The sequence below is a fragment of the Saccharopolyspora hordei genome (genome assembly GCF_013410345.1).
In the GTDB taxonomy this organism is placed as follows: domain Bacteria; phylum Actinomycetota; class Actinomycetes; order Mycobacteriales; family Pseudonocardiaceae; genus Saccharopolyspora; species Saccharopolyspora hordei.
In genome coordinates this window covers 5,118,070-5,140,345 of the sequence record NZ_JACCFJ010000001.1, presented here as the reverse complement: position 1 = coordinate 5,140,345, position 22,276 = coordinate 5,118,070, and the positions used below count along the sequence as shown (strand labels likewise).

General features: G+C 73.3%; 20 protein-coding genes and 1 riboswitch. Of the genes, 15 read left to right on the top strand and 5 right to left on the bottom strand.

Going from position 1 to position 22,276, the window contains the following annotated elements; genetic code table 11:
• Positions 1–10: 10 nt before the first annotated feature.
• Complete coding sequence (locus HNR68_RS23550; protein WP_179723920.1) at positions 11–2,131, bottom strand: RecQ family ATP-dependent DNA helicase; 2,121 nt, start codon at positions 2,129–2,131, stop codon at positions 11–13.
• A gap of 101 nt (positions 2,132–2,232) precedes the next feature.
• Between HNR68_RS23550 and HNR68_RS23545 the strand changes: the two genes are divergently transcribed.
• The 10 genes from HNR68_RS23545 (at position 2,233) to HNR68_RS23500 (ending at position 12,214) form a co-directional block, all read left to right on the top strand.
• A complete protein-coding gene (locus HNR68_RS23545) occupies positions 2,233–3,573 on the top strand; it encodes a glutamate-5-semialdehyde dehydrogenase (protein WP_179723919.1) in 1,341 nt (446 codons plus the stop codon).
• Between the two features lie 176 nt (positions 3,574–3,749).
• Positions 3,750–4,955 (top strand): cytochrome P450, encoded by a 1,206-nt coding sequence (locus tag HNR68_RS23540; RefSeq protein ID WP_179723918.1) that lies wholly within the window; start codon positions 3,750–3,752, stop codon positions 4,953–4,955.
• 28 nt (positions 4,956–4,983) lie between these two features.
• Positions 4,984–5,205, top strand: coding sequence for a ferredoxin (locus tag HNR68_RS23535; RefSeq protein WP_179723917.1), 222 nt, complete (start codon positions 4,984–4,986; stop codon positions 5,203–5,205).
• A gap of 340 nt (positions 5,206–5,545) precedes the next feature.
• Complete coding sequence (gene nadD / locus HNR68_RS23530; protein WP_179723916.1) at positions 5,546–6,154, top strand: nicotinate-nucleotide adenylyltransferase; 609 nt, start codon at positions 5,546–5,548, stop codon at positions 6,152–6,154.
• 70 nt (positions 6,155–6,224) lie between these two features.
• Positions 6,225–6,881 carry a YdcF family protein gene (locus tag HNR68_RS23525; RefSeq protein WP_343050358.1) on the top strand — a complete coding sequence of 219 codons (657 nt, stop codon included), beginning with the start codon at positions 6,225–6,227 and terminating at the stop codon, positions 6,879–6,881.
• Between the two features lie 126 nt (positions 6,882–7,007).
• Positions 7,008–7,403, top strand: coding sequence for a ribosome silencing factor (gene rsfS / locus HNR68_RS23520; RefSeq protein ID WP_179723914.1), 396 nt, complete (start codon positions 7,008–7,010; stop codon positions 7,401–7,403).
• Positions 7,400–8,014 carry a histidine phosphatase family protein gene (locus HNR68_RS23515; RefSeq protein WP_179723913.1) on the top strand — a complete coding sequence of 205 codons (615 nt, stop codon included), beginning with the start codon at positions 7,400–7,402 and terminating at the stop codon, positions 8,012–8,014. The genes rsfS and HNR68_RS23515 overlap by 4 nt, the downstream gene beginning before the upstream one ends.
• 91 nt (positions 8,015–8,105) lie before the next feature.
• Entirely contained in the window at positions 8,106–8,966 is an 861-nt protein-coding gene (locus HNR68_RS23510; RefSeq protein WP_179723912.1) for a DegV family protein, read from the top strand.
• Between the two features lie 114 nt (positions 8,967–9,080).
• Entirely contained in the window at positions 9,081–9,866 is a 786-nt protein-coding gene (locus tag HNR68_RS23505) for a ComEA family DNA-binding protein (RefSeq protein WP_179723911.1), read from the top strand.
• Positions 9,863–12,214, top strand: coding sequence for a DNA internalization-related competence protein ComEC/Rec2 (locus HNR68_RS23500; RefSeq protein ID WP_179723910.1), 2,352 nt, complete (start codon positions 9,863–9,865; stop codon positions 12,212–12,214). Before HNR68_RS23505 ends, HNR68_RS23500 begins: the two co-directional genes overlap by 4 nt.
• A gap of 15 nt (positions 12,215–12,229) precedes the next feature.
• Here HNR68_RS23500 and HNR68_RS23495 read toward each other — a convergent pair whose 3' ends face one another.
• Both HNR68_RS23495 and thrC read right to left on the bottom strand, forming a co-directional pair.
• Positions 12,230–13,141, bottom strand: coding sequence for a Vgb family protein (locus HNR68_RS23495; RefSeq protein WP_179723909.1), 912 nt, complete (start codon positions 13,139–13,141; stop codon positions 12,230–12,232).
• A gap of 203 nt (positions 13,142–13,344) precedes the next feature.
• Positions 13,345–14,604, bottom strand: a complete 1,260-nt coding sequence (gene thrC, locus HNR68_RS23490) for a threonine synthase (protein WP_179723908.1) — start codon at positions 14,602–14,604, stop codon at positions 13,345–13,347.
• Positions 14,605–14,616: 12 nt separating this feature from the next.
• Positions 14,617–14,750, bottom strand: a riboswitch (SAM riboswitch).
• 96 nt (positions 14,751–14,846) lie between these two features.
• Between thrC and holA the strand changes: the two genes are divergently transcribed.
• The gene (gene holA / locus HNR68_RS23485) at positions 14,847–15,833 is read left to right on the top strand and encodes a DNA polymerase III subunit delta (protein WP_179723907.1); all 987 of its coding nucleotides are present in this window, start codon (positions 14,847–14,849) and stop codon (positions 15,831–15,833) included.
• Positions 15,834–15,887: 54 nt separating this feature from the next.
• On the opposite strand, the gene rpsT is transcribed toward holA, so the two are convergent.
• A complete protein-coding gene (gene rpsT, locus HNR68_RS23480; protein ID WP_179723906.1) occupies positions 15,888–16,148 on the bottom strand; it encodes a 30S ribosomal protein S20 in 261 nt (86 codons plus the stop codon).
• A 208-nt stretch (positions 16,149–16,356) separates the two neighbouring features.
• On the opposite strand from rpsT, the gene HNR68_RS23475 reads away from it, so the two are divergent.
• The 3 genes from HNR68_RS23475 to HNR68_RS23465 all read left to right on the top strand — a co-directional run bounded on the left by HNR68_RS23475 (position 16,357) and on the right by HNR68_RS23465 (position 18,637).
• A complete protein-coding gene (locus tag HNR68_RS23475; RefSeq protein ID WP_179723905.1) occupies positions 16,357–17,163 on the top strand; it encodes a TSUP family transporter in 807 nt (268 codons plus the stop codon).
• Between the two features lie 173 nt (positions 17,164–17,336).
• Positions 17,337–18,200 (top strand): EamA family transporter, encoded by an 864-nt coding sequence (locus tag HNR68_RS23470; RefSeq protein ID WP_179723904.1) that lies wholly within the window; start codon positions 17,337–17,339, stop codon positions 18,198–18,200.
• A 56-nt stretch (positions 18,201–18,256) separates the two neighbouring features.
• The gene (locus HNR68_RS23465; RefSeq protein ID WP_179723903.1) at positions 18,257–18,637 is read left to right on the top strand and encodes a VOC family protein; all 381 of its coding nucleotides are present in this window, start codon (positions 18,257–18,259) and stop codon (positions 18,635–18,637) included.
• Positions 18,638–19,207: 570 nt separating this feature from the next.
• Here the strand turns inward: HNR68_RS23465 and HNR68_RS23460 are convergent.
• Positions 19,208–20,191, bottom strand: coding sequence for an adenosine deaminase (locus tag HNR68_RS23460; RefSeq protein WP_179723902.1), 984 nt, complete (start codon positions 20,189–20,191; stop codon positions 19,208–19,210).
• A 183-nt stretch (positions 20,192–20,374) separates the two neighbouring features.
• Here HNR68_RS23460 and lepA point away from each other — a divergent pair, with 183 nt between their 5' ends.
• Positions 20,375–22,225, top strand: coding sequence for a translation elongation factor 4 (lepA, locus tag HNR68_RS23455; protein ID WP_179723901.1), 1,851 nt, complete (start codon positions 20,375–20,377; stop codon positions 22,223–22,225).
• The last annotated feature ends 51 nt before the right edge of the window (positions 22,226–22,276 follow it).

Sequence of the window (22,276 nt, the reverse complement as noted above, 5' to 3'; positions counted from 1 at the left end):
CCGCGGTGCCCTAGCTCGTGCTGGCGAGCGCGAAGGGCAGCACCTCGGGCGCGCCCGCCTTCCGGAGCAGGCGGCTGACCACCGTGATCGTCCACCCGGTGTCGGCGCAGTCGTCCACGAGCAGCACCGGACCGTCCACTGCGGACAGCTTCGCGGCGAGCTCCTCCGGGACCCGGAACTGCGACCACAGCGCGGCGACGCGCTGCGCGCTGTTGGTGGCGCGGCGCGGCGTGGTGCCCGGGTCGGTCAGCACCTCGCCGAGCAGCGGCAGCCGCCCGATGTGGGCGATCCGCGCGGCCAGGCTCCGCACCAGCCGCGGACGCGTGCGCGACCCGAGCGCGACCACGCCGACCGGACGCTGCGCCCAGTCCCACGCGGCCAGCACCTGGATCGCGGCCTGGAACAGGTCCTCCGGCAGCTCCTGGTCGGGGGCACCGCTGCCGAGCAGCTCGCGGAGCCGGTTGCCCCACCCGATGTCGGTGAGCCGCCCGATCGCCCGACCGGTGCTCGCCTGCTCGTCGGCGGGCAGCTTGCCGGACACCGGGACGCCCAGCGCGTCCATGCCGCTCGGCCACATCTTGCGCGGCGAGACCTCGACACCGGGGCGGCGCAGCCGCTGCTCCGCCTGCTGCACCGCCTGCTCGTCGACGTCGCTGGACCAGCGGGAGCCGGTGCAGTTGTCGCAGCGCCCGCACGGCTCGGCGTACGGGTCGTCGAGCTGGCGGCGCAGGAACTCCATGCGGCACGAGGACGTGCTGAGGTAGTCCAACATCGCCTGCTGCTCGGCCCTGCGCTCGGCCGCGATGCGCTGGTAGCGCTCCGCGTCGTAGTGCCAGGGCTCGCCGGTCGCCTCCCAGCCGCCCTTGACCCGGCGCACCGCGCCGTCGACGTCGAGCACCTTGAGCACCATCTCCAGCCGGCTGCGCCCGAGCTCGACGTGCGGTTCCAGCGCGGCCGTCGACAGCTTCCCGTGCTGCGCCAGCGCGTCCAGCACCGCGCGCACGGTGGCCTCGGGCGGGAACGCCAGCGAGGCGAAGTAGCTCCAGATGTCCCGGTCCTCCGCACCGGGCAGCAGCAGCACCTCGGCGCGCTGCACACCGCGCCCGGCGCGGCCGATCTGCTGGTAGTAGGCGATGGGGGAGGAGGGCGCCCCGAGGTGGACGACGAAGCCGAGGTCGGGCTTGTCGAAGCCCATGCCCAGCGCGGAGGTCGCCACCAGCGCCTTGACCCGGTTGTGCAGCAGGTCCGCCTCCGCCTGCTGCCGCTCGGCCGGGTCGGTGCGGCCCGAGTACGCGGCGACCTCGTAGCCCTGGTCGCGCAGGTGCGCGGCGACCTCCTCGGCGGCGGCCACGGTCAGCGTGTAGACGATGCCGGAGCCCGGCAGCTCCGCGAGGTGGCGGGCCAGCCAGCCCAGCCGGGCCTGCGCGCTCGGCAGCTGCACCACGCCGAGCCGCAGGCTCTCGCGGTCCAGGCTGCCCCGCAGCACCAGCGCCTCCTGCGGGCCGGTGTGCTCCCCGCCGACGCCGAGCTGGTCGGCGACGTCCTGCACGACCCGGTCGTTGGCGGTGGCCGTGGTGGCCAGCACCGGCACGCCCTCGGGCAGCTCGGTCAGCAGGGTGCGCAGCCGCCGGTAGTCCGGGCGGAAGTCGTGACCCCAGTCGGAGATGCAGTGCGCTTCGTCGACCACGAGCAGCCCGGCGTCCTGGGTGAGCGCGGGCAGGACGGTCTCCCGGAAGTCGGGGTTGTTCAGCCGCTCGGGGCTGACCAGCAGCACGTCCACCTCGCCCGCGGCGACCCGCTCCTCGATGTCGGCCCACTCCTCCGGGTTGGCCGAGTTGATCGTGGCGGCGTGCACCCCGGCCCCGGCGGCGGCCTCGACCTGGTTGCGCATCAGCGCCAGCAGCGGGGAGACGATGACCGTCGGGCCCTCGCCGAGCTCGCGCAGCAGCGCGGTGGCGATGAAGTAGACGGCCGACTTGCCCCAACCGGTCCGCTGCACGACCAGGGCGCGGCGGCGCTCCAGCACCAGGGCGCGGATCGCGCTCCACTGGTCCTCGCGCAGCGTCGCACCGGGCCCGGCCAGGGCGCGGAGCCGTTCGTCGGCGAATTCGCGAAGCGCCTGTTCGTCCACGCCCCGATTCCTACCGGACTCCGCCGACGTGCGTCGTCCGGGGGCCGCCACGTGGCGAAACTCGGTGCCTCGCGGTTGTCCGAACGGACTAGTCTGGGCCCGTGACCACCACGGAGTCGACGACCACAGAGAAGGCATCCGGCGAGCAGCTGCGGGAGCAGGTGCGCGACGCGGCGCGGCGGGCCAAGCGGGCGTCCGCCGGCCTGGCGCAGGCCACCCGCAGCACCAAGGACGCGCTGCTGCACGCGATGGCGGACGCGCTGGTCAAGCGGGCCCCGGAGATCCTCGCCGCGAACGAGCGCGACGTCGCCCGCGGCCGCGAGTCCGGCATGGCCGAGGGCTTGATCGACCGGCTGAGCCTGAGCACCGAGCGCATCGAGGCGATGGCCGACGGCCTGCGCACCGTGGCCGGGCTGCCGGACCCGGTGGGTGAGGTGGTGCGCGGCAACGTGCTGCCCAACGGCCTGCAGCTGCAGCAGGTGCGGGTGCCGCTGGGTGTCGTCGGCATCGTCTACGAAGGCCGGCCGAACGTCACGGTGGACGCGGCCGGGCTCGCCCTCAAGGCCGGCAACGCCGTGCTGCTGCGCGGGTCCTCGTCGGCGGAGAGCTCCAACACCGCGCTGGTCGAGGTCCTGGCCGACGTGGTCGCCGAGCACGGGCTGCCCGCGGACTCCGTGCAGCTGCTGCCGTGCCACGACCGGGCGTCGGTGCAGCACCTGATCACCGCGCGCGGCCTGGTGGACGTGGTGATCCCGCGCGGGGGCGCCGGGCTGATCTCCGCGGTGGTGGAGAACGCGACGGTGCCCGCGATCGAGACCGGGGTGGGCAACTGCCACGTCTACGTCGACGCCAGCGCGGACGTCGACACCGCGCTGCGCATCCTGCTGAACTCCAAGGCGCGGCGCACCAGCGTGTGCAACGCCGCGGAGACCGTGCTGGTGCACGAGGCCATCGCGGAGGAGTTCCTGCCCCGCGCGATCGCCGAGCTGGCCGGCGCCGGGGTGACCGTGCACGGCGACGAGCGGGTCGTGGCCGTGGGCGGCTCGAACGTGGTGCCCGCGACCGACGAGGACTGGGACACCGAGTACCTGTCGGCGGACATCGCCGCGGCCGTGGTCGACTCGCTGCCCGCCGCCGTCGAGCACATCCGCGAGCACGGGTCCGGGCACACCGAGGCCATCGTGACCACCGACGTCCGGGCGGCGCGCCAGTTCACCGCGCAGGTCGACGCCGCGGCGGTGATGGTCAACGCCTCCACCGCGTTCACCGACGGCGGCGAGTTCGGGATGGGCGCGGAGATCGGCATCTCCACGCAGAAGCTGCACGCCCGGGGCCCGATGGGGCTGCCGGAGCTGACCTCGACGAAGTGGCTGGCCTTCGGCGACGGCCACGTGCGGCCGGGCAGTGCCCCGGCGGGCCCGACCTCCTGCCCGGCGAGCTGAGCCACCCGGCGGCCGCACCGCGAACGGGGTGCGGCCGCCGCCCGGGTGTCGTCCTGCCCTGGGTGCGGGAGCGCGCGGACGACTCGGACGAGAAGATCAACAAGGCGTGCGGGTGACCGGTCGACTGCGTAGGGTGAGCGTGTGAGCGCTCGCAGCGAGTCCACCGGGAGCTGTGCATGACCACCACGGAGCCGCGGTCCTACCCGTTCAGCGAGGCCGAGAAGCTCGACCTCGACCCGCTCTACGCCCAGCTGCGCGAGCAGGAACCGCTCAGCCGGGTCCAGCTGCCCTACGGCGACACCGCCTGGCTGGCGACCCGCTACGAGGACGCCAAGACGGTGCTGGGCGACCCGCGGTTCAGCCGGGCCGAGGTGCTGCGCCGCGACGAGCCGAGGATGCGGCCGAACACCGCCAACGGCGGCCTGCTGACCATGGACCCGCCCGACCACACGCGCCTGCGCAAGCTCGTCGCGAAGGCCTTCACCGCGCGTCGCGTGGAGCGGCTGCGGCCCCGCACCGAGGAGATCGCCAACAGCCTGGTCGACGGCATGCTCGAACGCGGCGCCCCGGCCGACCTGGTCGAGGAGTTCGCGCTGCCGCTGCCCATCACGGTCATCTGCGAGCTGCTCGGTGTGCCCTACGCCGACCGCGCGGACTTCCGCGTGTGGTCGGACGCCTTCCTGTCCACCACCAAGCTCAGCCCCGAGCAGGTCACCGACTACACGGAGAAGATGCTCGACTACATGGCGCGGCTCATCGCCGAGCGGCGCGTGGCACCGGCCGACGACCTGCTCAGCGCGCTGATCGCGGCCCGTGACGAGGAGGACAAGCTCACCGAGGAGGAGATGGTGCGGCTGGCCTCCGGGATCCTGGTGGCCGGTCACGAGACCACCGCCACGCAGATCCCGAACTTCGTCTACGTCCTGCTCACGCACCCCGGTCAGCTCGCCCAGCTCCGCGCGGACCTCGACCTGGTCCCGCAGGCGGTCGAGGAGCTGATGCGCTTCGTGCCGCTCGGCAGCGGCGCCGGGTTCCCCCGCTACGCCACCGAGGACGTCGAGGTGGGCGGGGTGCTGGTGCGCGCGGGTGAGCCGGTCCTGGTCAGCCTCGCCGCCGCCAACCGCGACGGGTCGGTGTTCACCGACCCGGAGGTGCTGGACCTGACCCGCCAGGAGGCCTCGCACGTCGGCTTCGGCCACGGGCCGCACCACTGCCTCGGTGCCCAGCTGGCGCGGATGGAGCTGCAGATCGCGCTCACCACGCTGCTCACGCGCCTGCCGGGCCTGGACTTCGCGACCTCGGCCGAGGACGTGGAGTGGAAGCGGGGGATGCTCGTCCGGGGGCCCCAGAAGATGCTGGTCTCGTGGCAAGGTGACGTGTGATCTCCCTCAAGTTCGGAAGAGGTGGCGAATGAGCTGGTCGATCGAGATCGATGCGAACACCTGCATCGGCAGCGGCATGTGCGCCGGGGTGGCGCCGGACCACTTCGAGCTCGTGGACGGCTACGCCAGCGCGAAGGAGGACCGCGTGGAGCCCGCCGACGCGGTCGTCGACGCGGCCGAGTCCTGCCCGGTCGAGGCCATCCTGGTCAAGGACGTCGAGACGGACCGCGTGATCGCCCCCGAGGAGTGATCCAGGTCACGGGCGCGGTCGCGTCATGGCCCGCCACCTGCGGGGTCGCACCTGTGCGCGCCGGAACGGCAGCGCCCGCGACCCGAGGTGGGCCCCCAGCCGCCGAGGGCCGCGCAGGGCCGCGGGGCCCGGCCGAGGGGGGAGCTCGGGCCGGGTCCCGCGGTCGACGGGCCGCGCGGCCCGCCCTGGGGGATCCCAGGCCGGACCCCGCGGTTGGTGAGGGAGTGTGGCCCGGCTCGGCGAGGGGCGGGGTCGGGCCTCGCGCCGCAGTGCGATCCGCGACACTTCCCCGGCGCCCCGCCGAGCGCCCCACGGCGACGCCTTTCTAGGCTTGGCAGCTATGTCTCGTCGCCGGATCGGGGTCATGGGTGGCACCTTCGATCCCATTCACCACGGCCACCTGGTGGCCGCCAGCGAGGTGCAAGCCCAGTTCGGCCTGGAACAGGTCGTCTTCGTGCCCACCGGGCAGCCGTGGCAGAAGAGCCACGAGGAGGTCAGCCCGGCGGAAGACCGCTACCTGATGACGGTGATCGCCACCGCGTCCAACCCGCGCTTCCTGGTCAGCCGTGTCGACATCGACCGAGCGGGACCGACCTACACGGCGGACACCCTGACCGACCTGCGCGCCGAGTACCCGGACGCGGACCTGTACTTCATCACCGGCGCCGACGCGCTGGAGCAGATCCTGTCCTGGCACCGGGTCGACGAGCTGTTCGACCTGGCGCACTTCATCGGCGTGACCCGGCCGGGTTACTCGCTCAACGGAGCCCACCTGCCGGCGGGCGCGGTGTCCCTGGTGGAGATCCCGGCGATGGCGATCTCCTCGACCGGCTGCCGCGACCGCGTCCGAGCGGGACTGCCGGTCTGGTACCTCGTCCCGGACGGGATCGTCCAGTACATCTCCAAGCGCGGCCTCTACCGCGAAGTCACCCCCGAGTGGGGCCCGTAGCTGGGCAGGTGCCCGGGGTGGACGGGGACGATGGTGCCGTCGGTGCCCGGATCCCCAGGAGGTCGCAGTGGTGGGTGGTGTTCCCGCGGAGCTCCGTGCGGACGTGGAGCGGTTGTGGCGCTACCACTGCCTCGGGCACCCGCTCCGCGCCTGCGACGTGGTCATCGGGCTGGGCGGGCACGACCTCGGCGTGGCCGACCACGTCGCGGACCTGCACCGGGCCGGGTACGCCCCGCTGGCGGTGTTCACCGGCGCGAACGCTCCGACCACCGTCGAGCTGTTCCCGCGCGGTGAAGCCGTGCACTTCCGGGAGCGCGCGCTCGAACGCGGGATGCCGGACTCGGCGATCCTCCTCGAGCCGCGCGCGACCAACACCGCGGAGAACATCGAGTTCACCCGGGCCCTGCTCGACGAGGCCGGGGTCCGGGTCCGCTCCGCGCTGCTGGTGTCCCGCCCGTACCAGCAGCGCCGGGCCTTCGCCACGGCCACGAAGGTCTGGCCGGAGGTCGAGTTCGTGTGCAGCGCGCAGCGGGTGCCGCTCGACGACTACGTCCGGGCGATCGGGGACGTCGACCGGGTCATCACCATGCTCGTCGGCGACACCCAGCGGATCACCGCCTACGCCGAGCGCGGCTTCGCCGTCCCGCAGGACGTCCCACCGGAGGTCGACGCGGCCTACCGCCGCCTCGTCGACGCCGGCTACACGGCCAGGCTGCTCGCTGGGTAGTCCTCGAGGCGGGGCGGGATGTGATGCACGTGGTGGGAGCGAGGTGGTCCGTCCTGCCGCGACGCGCGCTGGCCTATCCTTCTACCCGGCGTGGGTCGCACACCGAGCCCACCCGAGAGGAGTGACGTGGCAGCCACTGAGAACGCTCGCCGACTGGCCCAGGTCGCGGCGCAGGCCGCGGCGGACAAGAAGGCCACCGACGTGGTCCTGCTCGATGTCTCGGAGCACCTGGTCATCACCGACTGCTTCATGATCGCCTCGGCGCCGAACGAGCGGCAGGTCGAGGCGATCGTCGACGAGGTCGAGGAGAAGCTGCGCGAGGCCGGCACCAAGCCGGTGCGTCGCGAGGGGACGCGCCAGGGCCGCTGGGTGCTGCTGGACTTCGTCGACCTGGTGGTGCACGTCCAGCACGACGAGGAGCGCTCCTTCTACCAGCTGGAGAAGCTGTGGAAGGACTGCCCGCGCATCGAGTTCGAGGACCGCAACGCGCCCGCGGACGACGACTCGGACGCCGAGGCGTGAGCCTCGACCGGCTGGTGCTCTGGCGGCACGGCGAGACCGACTTCAACGCCGCCGGCCGGATGCAGGGGCACCTGGACAGCGCGCTCACCGAGACCGGGCGGCAGCAGGCCCGGCGGGCGGCGCCGCTGATCGCCCGCTTCGAGCCGGACGTCACGGTCAGCTCCGACCTGTCCCGGGCACGCAACACCGCACAGGCCTTCGTCGAGGTCAGCGGCGCGGCGGTCCGGTTGGACAAGCGCCTGCGCGAGACGCACCTCGGCGAGTGGCAGGGCCTCAGCGGAGCCGAGGTCGAGCACCGCTGGCCGGGCGGGATGGACGCCTGGCGATCGAGCCCGACCTGGGCGCCGCCGGGTGGGGAGTCCCGCCTCGAGGTGGCCGAGCGCGCCGCCGAGGTGGTCGAGGAGCTCGACCACCAGCACGACGGGACGGCGCTGCTCTGCGCGCACGGCGGGCTGATCACCGCGCTGACGGCCAAGCTCCTCGGCCTCCCGGCGGAGCTGTGGCCCGGCCTGGGCGGCGTCAGCAACTGCCACTGGGTGGTGCTCAAGCGCCGCAGCCCCACCCACTGGCGGCTCATGGCCTACAACTCCGGCCCGCACGCCGAGGACTGATCTCGGCGGCGTGCCCCGCTCCGCCAGGGCTGGTGCCGTGCCGCGGTCGAGCTGTGATCGGCCTCGCTCCGTGACGTCGTAGGGTTGCGGTGTGCCCATCGCAGTCGTCACCGATTCGACGGCGTACTTGCCGGCCGGATACGCCGAGCGGTACGCGGTGCGGACCGTTCCCCTGCACGTCAGCGTCGACGGGTCGGCCGCGGTCGACGAGTCCGGCTTCGGGCCGGACGACCTGGCGCGCGCCTTCGCGCGCAAGCACCGGGTGACCACGGCGGGCGCGACACCGGAGGAGCTGGCGCGCACCTTCCGCGCCGCCCTGGACGAGGGCGCTGACGGCGTGGTGGCCGTGCACCTGTCCCGGCAGCTGTCGGGCACGTGGGACGCGGCGCGGCTGGCCGCGCGCGAGGTCGCCCCCGAGCGGGTCCGCGTGGTCGACTCGCGGTCCGCCGCGATGGGGTTGGGGTTCTCGGTGCTGGCCGCGGCGGAAGCGGCGAGCGCGGGCGCTGACCTGGACGAGGTGGAGCGCGCCGCGACGGCCACCGCCGAGCGCACCACCACCGTGTTCTCCGTGCAGACCCTCGAGTACCTGCGGCGCGGCGGCCGGATCGGCACCGCGGCCGCGGTGCTGGGCACGGCGTTGGCGATCAAGCCGTTGCTGCACGTCCACGACGGCCGGATCTCCGCCTTGGAGAAGGTGCGGACCACGACGCGGGCCATGTCCCGGTTGCTGGAGATCTCCTCGTCCGCGGCCGGTTCCGGGCCGGCGGCCATCGCCGTCCACCACCTGGCCGCGCCGGAGCGCGCGGAGGAGCTCGCGAGCCGGATCCGCGCCCAGCTCGGGGAGTCGGCGGACTGCGTGGTGTCGGAGGTCGGTGCCGTGATCGGGGCGCACATCGGACCCGGTGCGGTGGGCGTCGTGGTTCTCCCGAACGGGTGGTGTTCCCGCGTCTGAAAACCCTTTCGATGGGCGGATTCCACACCATCGTGCTGAATCTCGTTGGGCCCCAACGAGTTCATCGAAAAATGTTGTCGCGCAGCGGTTTTCGTGTGCTCTACCGTCGTCGCCATGGTGCACGCACACGCATTCCGCACGACCGCTGAACCCGACGAAGACCTCGACCCGCGCAGCAGGCTGCAGACCTTGGGCCGGCACGCCGCTCGCGATGACGCCGCGGAGCGCGCCGGGCCGGGCTACTCGGTGGCCCCGCCGGAACCCGTGCCGCGCACGCGCCTGCGCCGGCTCGCCGAACGCTGGCTGCCCGAGTCCCTGCTGAGGTCCAGAGTGGACCCCGGCCGGGCGGGTGTGCTGGCGCTCGCCCTCGTGGCCGGGGTGCTGCTGCTCGGCGTCGCCGCGATGGCGTGGACTTCTCGGTCCGACGCCGAACCCGCGCCACCACCGGTCCTGCCCGCGCCACCGCCGCCCGTGACCACCGCGTCCGAACCGGACCTGGTGGTCAGCGTCGTCGGCCGGGTCGCGCGCCCGGGGCTGGTCACGGTCGAGCCCGGCAGCCGCGTCGCCGACGCGGTCGAAGCCGCCGGTGGAGCGCTGCCGGACACCGACCTGACCGGGCTCAACCTCGCTCGCCGCCTGTCCGACGGTGAGCAGCTCTACGTCGCCGTGCCCGTGCCGCCGCAAGCCCAGGCGGGACAGAGCGGTGACGGGAAGGTCGACCTGAACACCGCCACGGAGGAGCAGCTCGATGAACTGCCAGGTATCGGCGAGGTCACCGCCAAGCGCATCGTGCAGTGGCGGACCGAGCACGGCCGGTTCGACTCGGTGGAGCAGCTGCGGGAGATCGAGGGCATCGGCAGCTCGCGCTTCGCCCGGCTGCGGGACCTGGTGCGGGTGTGAGCCCCGGGCTCGACCTGCGCCTGGCACCGGCCGCGGCCGCGGTGTGGGCGGTGACGCTGGTCGGCCTGCTGGTGGGCTGGACCGCCGCGGCGGCGCTGGCGGCGCTCGCGCTGCTGGTGGTCCCGCTGGTGGTCCCGGCGGCGCGGCACCGGGCGTGGGCGAGGGGAGCTCTGGTCGTCCTGCTGCTGGCCGGGGTGACCGCGGCCGGCATGGCCGTCCGGGCGCACCGCGCCGAGCACCACCCGGTGCGCCAGGCCGCCCACCACGGCGAGCGGCTGACGGCGCGGGTGACCCTGACCAGCGCACCGGTCCCGCTCCACGGCCCGTCCTTCGGGGCGCGGCGGGCGCAGGACCGCGCACTGGTCCGGGCCGAGCTGGAGACGGCCGAGGTCCGGGGCCGGCACGTGCGGGCCGGGGGGCCGGTGGTGCTGCTGGTGCCGACCGCGCAGTGGCGGGAGCTCATCGCCGGGCAGCGGGTGACCGTCCACGGCAAGGCCGCGCCACCGAGACCGGGTGAGCTCACGATCGCCGCGGTGCAGGTCTTCGACGCACCCGCCGAGGTGGCGCCGGCACCGGGGTGGCAACGTGCGGCGGCGGACCTGCGTGAGGGGCTGCGCAGCACGGCGGCCGCCGAGCTGGGCCCCGCTGCGGCCGGGCTGCTCCCGGGGCTGGTCATCGGCGACACCAGTGGGCTGCCGCCCGAGGTGGCGCAGGACTTCGACGCCGCGGGTCTCACCCACCTCATGGCCGTCTCGGGCGCCAACCTGGCGATCGTGTGCGGTGCCGTGCTCCTGCTGCTGCACCTGGTCGGCGCGGGGCCGGTGCTGTCGGTGCTGGGCGCGGGCGCGGCGCTCGTCGGGTTCGTCGTCCTGGCGGGCCCGGAACCGAGCGTGCTGCGCGCGGCCGCGATGGGGGCGATCTCCCTGCTGGCGCTGGCCCTGGGCAGACGCCGGTCGGCGCTGCCGGTGCTGTCCGCGAGCGTGATCGGCCTGCTCCTGCTGTTGCCGGAGCTGGCGACCTCACCGGGGTTCGCCCTGTCCGTCGCGGCGACGGCCGGGTTGGTCCTGCTCGCCCCGGCGTGGGCGGCGGGGCTGCGGGACCGCGGTGTCCCGATCGGTGCGGCCGAGGCCGTCGCGGTGCCGCTGGCGGCGCACGTCGTCACGGCTCCGCTGGTCGCCGCGCTGTCCGGGACGGTCAGCCTCGTCGCGGTCCCGGCGAACCTGCTCGCCGGGCCGGTCGTCGCCCCGGCGACCGTGTTCGGGGTGCTGGCCACGGTGGTCGCCCCGCTGTCCGCGTGGCTGGCGGGCACGTTCACCTGGCTCGCCGCGCCGGAGCTGGAGTGGCTGGTGCTGGTCGCCGACCGCGCAGCCGCCGTGCCCGGTGGGGCCGTCGACTGGCTGCCCGGCACGGCCGGTGGGCTGCTGCTGGCGGGACTGCTGCTCGTGGTGCTGATCGCGTTGCGCGGCAAGCGGATCCGCGTCCTGGTGTCGGTGGCGCTGCTGCTCGTGGTGCTCGTCCTGGTGCCGGTGCGCAACGCGGTCTCGGGGTGGCCGGTCCCGGGCTGGAGCATGGTGGCCTGCGACGTCGGGCAGGGCGACGGGCTCGTGCTCGCCACCGGGCGGCCGGAGGAGGCGGTGGTGGTCGACACCGGTCCGGACGTGGAGCGGGCCACGGCCTGCCTGCAGCGGCTCGGGGTGCGCCGGGTGCCGCTGGCGGTGCTGACGCACCTGCACGCCGACCACATCGGCGGGCTCGCCGGTCTGCTGGGCGAGTTCGCGGTCGGCGCGGTGGCGGTCGGGCCGCTGCGGGAACCGGCGTGGGCGATGCGGGAGGTGGTGCGGAACGCCCGTGCGCACCGGGTGCCGGTCGTGCCGATGCAGTCCGGGCAGCGGGCGAGCTGGCCGGGCCTGGTGCTCGACGTGCTGGCGCCGGACCCGGCGCTCGCGCGGACGCAGACGGCCGAGGACGCCAACGACGCCTCGATCGTGCTGCTGGCCACCACACCGGCGGGGCGGTTGCTGCTCACCGGGGACGTCGAGCTCCCGGCCCAGGGGCGCCTGCTCTCGTCCGGGGTGGACCTGCGGGCGGACGTGCTCAAGGTGCCGCACCACGGGTCCCGGTACACCACGCCGAGGTTCCTCAGCGCGGTGCGACCGAGGACGGCGGTGATCAGCGTCGGTGACGGCAACAGCTACGGCCACCCCAGCCCGTTCGTGGTGGACACGCTCGCCCGCGCGGGCACGGCGGTGCTGCGCACCGACCACGAAGGCGACATCGCGATCCTGCCGGGACCGCACGGCCCCCGGCACGTGTCACGGGGCGACCCGCTGCGCGCGGTGGACCGGTGAACGCCCGCCGGAGGATCAGCGGTGGGCGTCGACCGAGGACGAGGAGGTGATCCGAGCGAGCGCACCGAACTCCAGCGCCGCCCACAGCGCACCGTCGGGCCCGAGCGTGATGCCGTGCGGTTCGGACCCGGGAGTGGGCAGGTCGTGCGTCTCGACGACGCCCTCGGTGGTGATCGAGCCGATCCGGTTGCCGGCCCACTCGGTGAACCACAGCCTGCCGTCAGCGCCGGAGGTGATGGCGTGCGGCCGGGCAGTGCGGTCGGGCAGCGGGAACTCGTCGATCGCGCCGTCCGGGGTGATACTCCCGACCTGGCCCGCGGCGATCTCGACGAACCAGAGCGCGCCGTCCGGCCCGGCCGTGATCCCGACCGGCCCGGCCGCGTCCGTGGGCAGCGGGTGCACGGTGACCTCGCCCTCGGCGCCGATCCGGCCGATGGCGCTGGCCTGGTTGAGGGTGAACCACATCCCGCCGTCGGCGCCCGCGGTGATCGCGGACGGGAAGCCGCCGGTGATCGGGAGGGTGAACTCGCGCACCTGCCCGTCCGGGGTGATGCGGCCGATCCGGTCGGCGGCGGTCTCGGTGAACCACAGCGCGCCGTCCGGTCCGGCGGCGATGCCGTACGGCCCCGAGTCCGAAGTGGGCAGTGGGTGCTCGTCGACCGCGCCGTCGGTGGTGATCCGGCCGATCCGGTGGGCCTGGTACTCGGTGAACCACAGGGCACCGTCCGGACCGGGGACGATGATCGTCGGCCCGCGGTCCGGGCCGAGCGGGAAGCGGGTGGGCTCGGAGCCGGGCACCAGACGGCCGATGCCGCTGCCGCGGACCAGGGTGAACCAGAGCGCGCCGTCCGGTCCGGCGGTGATCGCGTACGGGCCGCTGGCCTCGTCGGCGACGGTGCACTGCTCGACCACGGCGGTGGGCGTCATGAGCTCTCCTCGGGCGTTCCACGCCGACCGGGGCACCGTGGTCGCGCGCGACCCACCGGTCCCGTCGGGCAGGGTCAGCACAGGCTACGCCCGGAACCGCGCTCACCGCGCGCGAATTCCCCACCGAGCAGACGGAGGCAGTCCACGAAGGACGCGGCGCCACCGCTGTGCGATGGCGCCGCGTCCGCAGTCCAGGTCGTGGGTCACAGGCCGAGGGCCGCGTTGACCGCCTCGGTCGTCGGGGCCACGGTGGCCTTCGGGCCGATCTGGTCCTGGACGGCGTCCAGCGTCTTCAGCCCGTCACCGGTGATGAGCAGGACGGTCTCGGCGTCCGGGTCGATCTTGCCTGCCTCGATGAGCTTCTTCGCGGTGGCCACGGTGACCCCACCGGCGGTCTCGGCGAAGATGCCCTCGGTCTTGGCCAGCAGCTTGATGCCCTCGCGGACCTCGTCGTCGGTGACGTCCTCGATGGCGCCGTTGGTCTTGCGCACGATGTCCAGCACGTACGGCCCGTCGGCGGGCGCCCCGATCGCCAGCGAGCGCGCGATGGTGTCCGGCCGGACCGGCTGCACCACGTCGTGGCCGTTCTTGAACGCGGTCGACACCGGGGAGCAGCCGGTGGCCTGCGCACCGAAGATCCGCACCGGGCTCGGCTCCACCAGGCCGGTCTCACCGAGCTCGTTGAAGCCCTTGTAGACCTTGGTCAGCTGGGAGCCGGAGGCGATCGGCACCACGATCTGCTCGGGGATGCGCCAGCCGAGCTGCTCGGCGACCTCGAAGGCGAGGGTCTTGGAGCCCTCCGAGTAGTAGGGACGGACGTTGACGTTGACGAACGCCCAGTCCTCGTGCTCCCCGGCCAGCTCGGTGGCCAGGCGGTTGACGTCGTCGTAGTTGCCGTCGACGGCGAGCAGCGAGCCGTCGTAGACGGCGCTCATCAAGATCTTGGCGCGCTCGAGGGACTTCGGCACCAGCACCACCGAGTCCCAGCCGGCGCGGGCGGCGGCCGCGGCCACCGCGTTGGCGAGGTTGCCCGTCGACGGGCACGCGAGCACCTTGAACCCGAACTCGCGCGCGGCGGCCAGCGCGACGGCGACCACGCGGTCCTTGAACGAGTGCGTCGGGTTACCGGTGTCGTCCTTGACCCAGATCCGCTTCACGCCCAGTGCCTTGGCGAGGTTGTCGGCCCGGATCAAGCGGGTACAGCCGGGGTCGGTGTTCGGGTGCTCCTCCACGTTGGAGGGCACCGGGAGCAGCTGCTTGTAGCGCCAGATCGACCGGGGACCGGCCTCGATGTCCTCGCGGCGCAGCTTCGGGAAGTCGTAGGCGACTTCCAGCGGCGAGAAGTCTTCCAGCGAGACGAACTCGGGAGCCAGCGGCTGGCGGTGCCCCTCTTCCTTGGACACCAGTTCGACAGCGTTGCCGAGGTCGATGGTCTTGGTCGTGCGCTGGGCAGCAACGGTCATCGCGAGGTCCTCTCCTCATCTGTCCCGCGGACGGGTCGGAATTGGCACCGCTTTCGCCGGTGACCTCGCGCTGAGAACCACGATTCGCCGGACGAACGGTTGCCGGGGCTTCATCGGGCCGTTCCCTCTGCCCCTCTGGATGAGCTCTTCGGTTGTGCTCGCAACGCTAGTGGATCGCGCCAGGTCCTGGCCAGGCCGATCCAGATGGCGGGATCGTCGCGGGCGCGTGCGACGATGCCTGCATGAGCTCACCGTCCGTGGTCACCGAACCGCTGCACCTGGTCCTCGGAGACGAGGAACTGCTGGTGGAACGCGCGATGTGGGCTGCGGTCGGCGCGGCCCGCGCGGCGGACCCGGAGGCCGAGCTGCGCCGGGTCAAGGTGAGTGAACTCACCCCTCCCGAGCTGGCCGAGATGCTCAGTCCGTCGCTGTTCGCGGAGGCCCGGGTGCTGGTGCTGGAGGCCGCGCAGGACGCGGGCAAGGAGATCGCCGAAGCGCTGCTCTCCCACGCCAAGGACCCGGTCGACGGTGTGACGCTCGTCGTCGTGCACTCCGGTGGCGGGCGCTCGAAGCACGCCAAGGAGCTGCCCAAGGAACTGCGCAAGCTGGGTGCGCGCGTCACCGAGTGCGCCAAGGTCACCAAGCCCGCCGAGCGGGAGGCCTTCGTCAAGGACGAGATCCGCAGGGCCGGCGGCAAGGCGAACGCGGCCGCCGTGTCGGCGCTCATCGAGACGGTCGGCTCGGACCTCCGCGAGCTCTCCGCGGCCGCGACGCAGCTGGTCGCCGACACCGGCGGGAAGGTCGACGAGACCGCGGTGCGCCGCTACCACCGGGGCCGGGCGGAGGTCACCGGCTTCGCGGTCGCCGAGAAGGCGGTGACCGGCGACCGCGCGGCCGCGCTGGAGGCGCTGCGCTGGGCGGTGCAGCTCGGCGTGCCGCACGTGCTGATCGCCGACGCGCTGGCGGACTCGGTGCGCACCATCGGCCGGGTCGCGGCGGCCGGCGGCCGCAACGACCCGTTCCGCCTCGCCGGCGAGCTCGGCATGCCCGCGTGGAAGGTGAAGAAGGCGCTGGCCCAGTCCCGGGGCTGGAGCCCCACCAGCCTCGCGGCCGCGCTGCAGGCCGTCGCCGAGGTCAACGCCGACGTCAAGGGCATGGCCGCGGACGCCACCTACGCCCTGGAGCGCACCGTCCTGCGCCTGGTCGAGCTGCGCGGCCAGCGCCCGTGACACGCGAACGGCCCCTCCCCGCAGCGCGGGAAGGGGCCGTGGGTCCAGCTGACGTCAGAGCTGGTTGACGCGGCGCGCGAGAGCGGACTTCTTGTTGGCGGCCTGGTTGCGGTGGATGACACCCTTGCTGGCGGCCTTGTCCAGCGCGCGGCTCGCGGCCCGCTGCAGCTCGATCGCCTTCTCCTTGTCGCCGGCGGCAGCGGCCTCGCGGAACTTGCGGATCGCGGTCTTCAGCGAGGACTTCACGGCCTTGTTGCGCTGCCGGTTCTTCTCGTTGGTCCGGATCCGCTTGATCTGGGACTTGATGTTGGCCACTGGTACCGCCTTCTCTCAGTCTCTTCCGAACGGTCGTGCCGCGCTTCAACGGCCCTGCCCGCAGGCAGGTTTCCTCCCTGGCGGAACGCCGCACGGCACGGTCGACCATGCTACAGCGACGACCTGGACAGACGTCGGCCGGGCCGACTGCGCGAGAGCGATCACATCGGCTCGGATCCGGCCGCGGCAGACCATAGGGTCGGTCGTCGTGCTCGACGCCCTGGACTGGCCCGGTTTCGCCGACCTCTCGCTCGCCGGAGTGCTCCTGCTGTGCGCGGCGGCGTTCCTCGCCGGGGCGGTCGACGCGATCGTGGGCGGTGGCGGGCTGATCCAGCTGCCCGCGATGCTGCTGCTCATGCCCGGCGGTGAAGTGATCCACTCGCTGGCCACCAACAAGGTCGCCGCGATCGCCGGGACCGCCGCGGCCGCCCGGACCTACGCCAAGCGCACCCCGATCGACTGGCGCGCGGCCCTGCCGATGGCGCTGGTGGCGCTGCTGGGCTCGCTGGGCGGCGCGGCGCTCGCCAACGCGCTGCCGTCCGCCGTGCTCAACGTCGTCGTGCTCGCCGCCCTGGTGGCCGTGGGCGTCCACACCTGGCGCAAGCCCGACCTCGGGTCGGTGGACGCGCCGCGCTTCCAGCGCCGCGTCCAGCTGCTCGTGATGCTCGCCGGCGGCGCGCTGATCGGGTTCTGGGACGGCATCGCCGGGCCCGGCACCGGGTCGTTCCTGGTGTTCCTGCTGGTCGGCCTGGTCGGGTTCGCGTTCGTGACGGCGTCGGCCACGGCGAAGGTGGTCAACGTCGCGACCAACATCGGCGCGCTGGTCTTCTTCGTGCCCGCGGGCAAGGTCCTGTGGGGACTGGGGCTGGTGATGGCGGCCGGCAACGTCGCGGGCAGCGTGCTCGGCGCGGCGCTGGCCGCTCGGCGCGGCTCCGGTTTCGTCCGCCGCGTCTTCCTGACCGTGGTCGTCGGCCTCGTCCTGAGCCTCGGCTGGAAGGTTGCGGCCGGGGCGTAGCATCACCACCGGTTGTGACTGGGGTTCCGCCCCCGCTCCGCCGCGGACCACCACGACCAGGAGCGCGGGGGGACTGGTCCGAGCGGCACCGGCGGTCGCGGAACGGGAGCGACCGCGCAAAAACCTGGAGGAACCCCGATGTCGCGCGCCCGCGCGGCACGGAGAGGGTTCCGATGGGTCTGGTCGCCGTGCTCCTCGTCGTCGCCGCCGCGTTCGCCCACGCGGGCTGGAACTTCTTCGCCAAGCGCGCCGGGTCGGCGGGCGCCGGGTTCGTCTGGCTGACCGCGACCTGCTCCGCGGCCCTGTACCTGCCGGTGGCCGCCGGGGTGCTGCTCTGGCAGGGCGTCCCGCCGCTGGGCGACTGGGCGCTCGGGGTGCTGGTCAGCGCGCTCGTGCACCTCGGCTACTTCCTGCTGCTGCAGCGCGGCTACGCGGTCGGCGACATGTCGGTGGTGTACCCGCTGGCCCGCGGCACCGGGCCGATGCTGGCGATGGTCATCGCGGTGCTGGTGCTCGGCGAGCGGCCCGGGTGGCTCGGCGTGGCCGGCGGGCTGCTGGTGATCGCGGGCGTGCTCGTGATCGGGCTGTCCGACGGCGTGCCGCGCTCCGGCGCGGGCCTGGCCGGGATCGGCTTCGGCGTGCTGACCGGTGCGCTCATCGCGGTCTACACGGTGTGGGACGCCTACGCGGTGACCGGCCTGGCGCTGTCGCCGCTGCTGTACGACTGGGCGAACAACCTCACGCGCTCGGGACTGCTCGCCCCGTACGCGGCCCGCCGCCGCGCGCACCTCGCCGCGGTCTGGTCCCGGCACCGTGCGGCCGTGCTGGCGGTGGCACTGCTGTCGCCGCTGGCCTACGTCCTCGTCCTGTGCGCGATGCAGCTCGCCCCGGTGAGCCTGGTGGCCCCGGCGCGGGAGCTGAGCATCGTCATCGCGGGCCTGCTGGCCTGGCGCTTCCTGGGTGAGTCCCAGCCCGGCCGCCGGATGACCGGGGCGGTCGTCGTGCTCACCGGCGTGGTGCTGCTGGGCCTCGCCTGAGCCCCGCGGGCCGAGCCGCCCCGGCGGTCCGGGGTGCGGCCGGGTAGGAATGGGGCATGGATGTCTTGGCCAGCCGCTTGATCCTCCGGCCGCGGGACCGGGACCGGTCGGTGCGGTTCTACCGGGACGTGCTCGGGTTGGCGATCGCCCGGGAGTTCCCCGGTGGCACGGTGTTCTTCCTGGGGCAGGGGCTGCTGGAGGTCTCCGGCACCGGTGGCCCGGGGCCGAGCCCCGACCAGGTGCTCTGGGTGCAGGTGCGCGACGTCCGCGCCGAGTTCGACCAGCTGCGCGAGCGGGGCGTCACGGTGCTGGCCGAGCCCGAGCGCAAGCCGTGGGGCCTGGACGAGGCCTGGATCGCCGACCCGGACGGCATGCGGATCGTGCTGGTGCAGATCCCGGAGGACCACCCGCTGCGCGTCGACGTCCGCCACCGCTGAGGTCACCGCGCGCGCTGGCCCCCGGTGAAGGTGCGTTCCGCGGGTGAGGCGGTCGGCTCGACCGTCGCGAGCCGGCGTTGGTGATCCCCTCGCCGGGCCGGGCGGTGGTCTGCTGCGCGTCGGGCCGGTCGAAGACGCCCTCGCGCACCCCGACCGCGGAGTCGGTGGTCCCGCCCACTCCCCAGTGCCCGCTCGGTAGGCCTTCCCGCCGGACGTGCACCAGGTCCCGCGCCCAGTCCCCGCAGACGACCGCACCGGTCAGGGCGGCGACGAGTTCCCGCTCGTGGCCGGACAGCCGTGAGTCCCGGTCAGGCGGGGCATGGTGACGTCCTTCGTGTTCGAGAACGGGCCGAGGATGACCAACGAGCTGGCCGTGCGGCTGGAGATCGCACCCACCGCGGTCAGCGAGCCGGCAGCGGCCGGGGCGCTCGAGCGCACGCCGGACCGTTCCGGGCGTGGCTCGCTGGGAGCGCCTCGGGCGTGGCGGACCGTGGTGCTCGGGCTGTCCCCCGCCGAGCGCGTCGCCGCCCTGCGCGCCTGCGAGGAGGCTGGGCGAGCGGACGTGAGGCGCTACCGGACCTCGGCGATCAGGGCGTCGCGGTCCCCCTCGGGCAGGAAGGACGCCCGGAACGAGTCGGCGGCGAGCTGCCGCAGCGTCGCGTCGTCGAGCCCCAGCGCGTCCCGCAGCGCCACGAAGTTGTCCCCGACGTAGCCGCCGAAGTAGGACGGGTCGTCGGAGTTGACCGTCACCAGCAGCCCGGCGTCGAGCAGCTTCGGCAGCGGGTGCCGGGACAGCTCCGGCACGCAGCGCAGCCGGACGTTGGACAGCGGGCACACGGTCAGCGGGGTGCGGTCGGTGGCCAGGCGGTGGAGCAGCGCGCGGTCCTCCACCGACCGGATCCCGTGGTCCACGCGCTCCACGCCGAGCACGTCGATGGCCTGCCAGACGTACTCCGGCGGCCCTTCCTCGCCGGCGTGCGCGACCACGTGCAGCCCCGCGTCGCGGGCCCGGGCGAACACCGGCTCGAACAGCTGCGGCGGGTGCCCCACCTCGGCGGAGTCCAGGCCGACGCCGTCGATCTGCTCCAGGTGCGGCTGCAGGGCCTCCCAGGTCGCCAGCGCCTCCTCCGGTCCGCGGTCGCGCAGGAAGCACGCGATGAGCCGGGTGGAGATGCCGAAGCGCTCCCGGCTGGTCCGCAGCGCGGCGGTGAGTCCGGCCACCACCTCCGACAGCGCGACGCCGCGGGAGGTGTGGGCCTGCGGGTCGAAGAAGATCTCCGCGTGCCGCACGCCCTGCTCGCGGGCCTTGGCCAGGTAGGCGTCGGTGAGGTCGGTGAAGTCCTGGGCGGTGCGCAGCACGGCCATCGCCAGGTAGTAGAGGTCGAGGAAGGACTGCAGGTCGTCGAAGACGTACCGGCGGCGCAGGTCCTCGACGGTCTCGAAGGGCAGTGCCACGCCGTTGCGGCGGGCGAGGTCGAACACCAGCTCCGGCTCCAGGGTGCCTTCGATGTGCAGGTGCAGCTCGGCCTTGGGCAGCGTCAGGCCCGACGACATCGCGACGTCCTCCCGGGTGGTGCTGGTGATCAGGCGTCAACCGTAACCACCGGTTCCTCGCCCGCGCAGGCGCCCGGTGCGACCGGTCGGGAGCGTTGACCCGGAGTTGGGCATCGGGCACTCGGCGTGTCATGGGACCATGGGGTGAACCCCGCACCAGCCGACATCCGCGAGGAACACTGAGTGAGCAGTTTCGCCGACACCACGTTCACGCCCCCGGAGCGGATCCGGAACTTCTGCATCATCGCGCACATCGACCACGGCAAGTCGACGCTGGCCGACCGGATGCTGCAGCTCACCGGTGTGCTGGAGGAACGCGCCTACCGGGCCCAGTACCTCGACCGGATGGACATCGAGCGGGAGCGCGGCATCACGATCAAGGCGCAGAACGTGCGCCTGCCGTGGACCGTCGACGGTGTCGAGCACGTGCTCCACATGATCGACACCCCGGGCCACGTCGACTTCACCTACGAGGTGAGCCGGTCGCTGGCCGCGTGCGAGGGCGCGATCCTGCTGGTCGACGCCGCGCAGGGGATCGAGGCGCAGACGCTCGCCAACCTGTACCTGGCGATGGAGCACGACCTGCAGATCATCCCCGTGCTCAACAAGATCGACCTGCCCGCGGCGGAGCCGGAGAGGTACGCCGCGGAGCTGGCGCACATCATCGGCTGCGAGCCGGAGGACGTGCTGCGCGTGTCGGCCAAGACCGGTGAGGGCGTCGACGCGGTGCTCGACGCGGTCGTGCAGCAGGTCCCGGCACCGGAGGGCGACGCCGACGCCCCGCCGCGCGCCATGATCTTCGACTCGGTCTACGACACCTACCGCGGCGTGGTCACCTACATCCGGGTGGTGGACGGCAAGATCACCCCGCGGCAGCGGATCCGGATGATGTCCACCGGCGCCACCCACGAGCTGCTCGAGGTGGGCATCATCTCGCCGGAGCCGAAGCCCTCGGAGGGCCTCGGGGTCGGCGAGGTCGGCTACCTGATCACCGGGGTGAAGGACGTCCGCCAGTCCAAGGTCGGTGACACCATCACCGCCGAGCGCAAGGGCGCGGAGGAGCCGCTGAGCGGCTACCGCGAGCCCAAGCCGATGGTGTACTCCGGGCTGTACCCGGTGGACGGCTCCGACTACCCGCTGCTGCGCGAGGCGCTGGACAAGCTGCAGCTCAACGACGCCGCGCTGACCTACGAACCGGAGACCTCCGGGGCGCTGGGCTTCGGGTTCCGCTGCGGGTTCCTCGGCCTGCTGCACCTGGAGATCACCCGCGACCGGCTGGAGCGCGAGTTCGGCCTGAACCTGATCTCCACCGCGCCGAACGTCGTCTACCAGGTGGAGATGGAGGACGGCAGCGAGCTGACCGTCACCAACCCCTCGGACTGGCCGGAGGGCAAGATCAAGGACGTCCGCGAGCCGGTCGCGAAGTGCACCGTCATCGCGCCGTCGGAGTTCGTCGGCGCGATCATGGAGCTGTGCCAGAGCCGCCGCGGGCAGCTGTCCGGGATGGACTACCTGTCGGAGACCCGCGTCGAGCTGCGCTACACCCTGCCGCTGGCGGAGATCGTGTTCGACTTCTTCGACCAGCTCAAGTCGCGCACCCGCGGCTACGCCTCGATGGACTACGAGGAGTCGGGCCTGCAGTCGTCGAACCTGGTCAAGGTCGACATCCTGTTGCAGGGTGAGCCGGTGGACGCCTTCAGCGCGATCGTGCACCGCGACGCCGCCTACGCCTACGGCACGAAGATGGCCTCGAAGCTGCGCGAGCTCATCCCGCGCCAGCAGTTCGAGGTGCCGATCCAGGCGGCGATCGGTTCGCGGGTCATCGCCCGCGAGACCATCCGCGCGATCCGCAAGGACGTGCTCGCCAAGTGCTACGGCGGTGACATCAGCCGGAAGCGCAAGCTGCTGGAGAAGCAGAAGGAAGGCAAGAAGCGGATGAAGACCATCGGCCGGGTCGAGGTCCCGCAGGAGGCCTTCGTCGCGGCGCTGTCCACCGACGAGTCCAAGGACGACAAGGCCAAGGGCAAGAAGTAGCGCCACCGCGCCCCGCGCACGCCCCCACCGGTCGTGGGGGCGTGCCGCGGT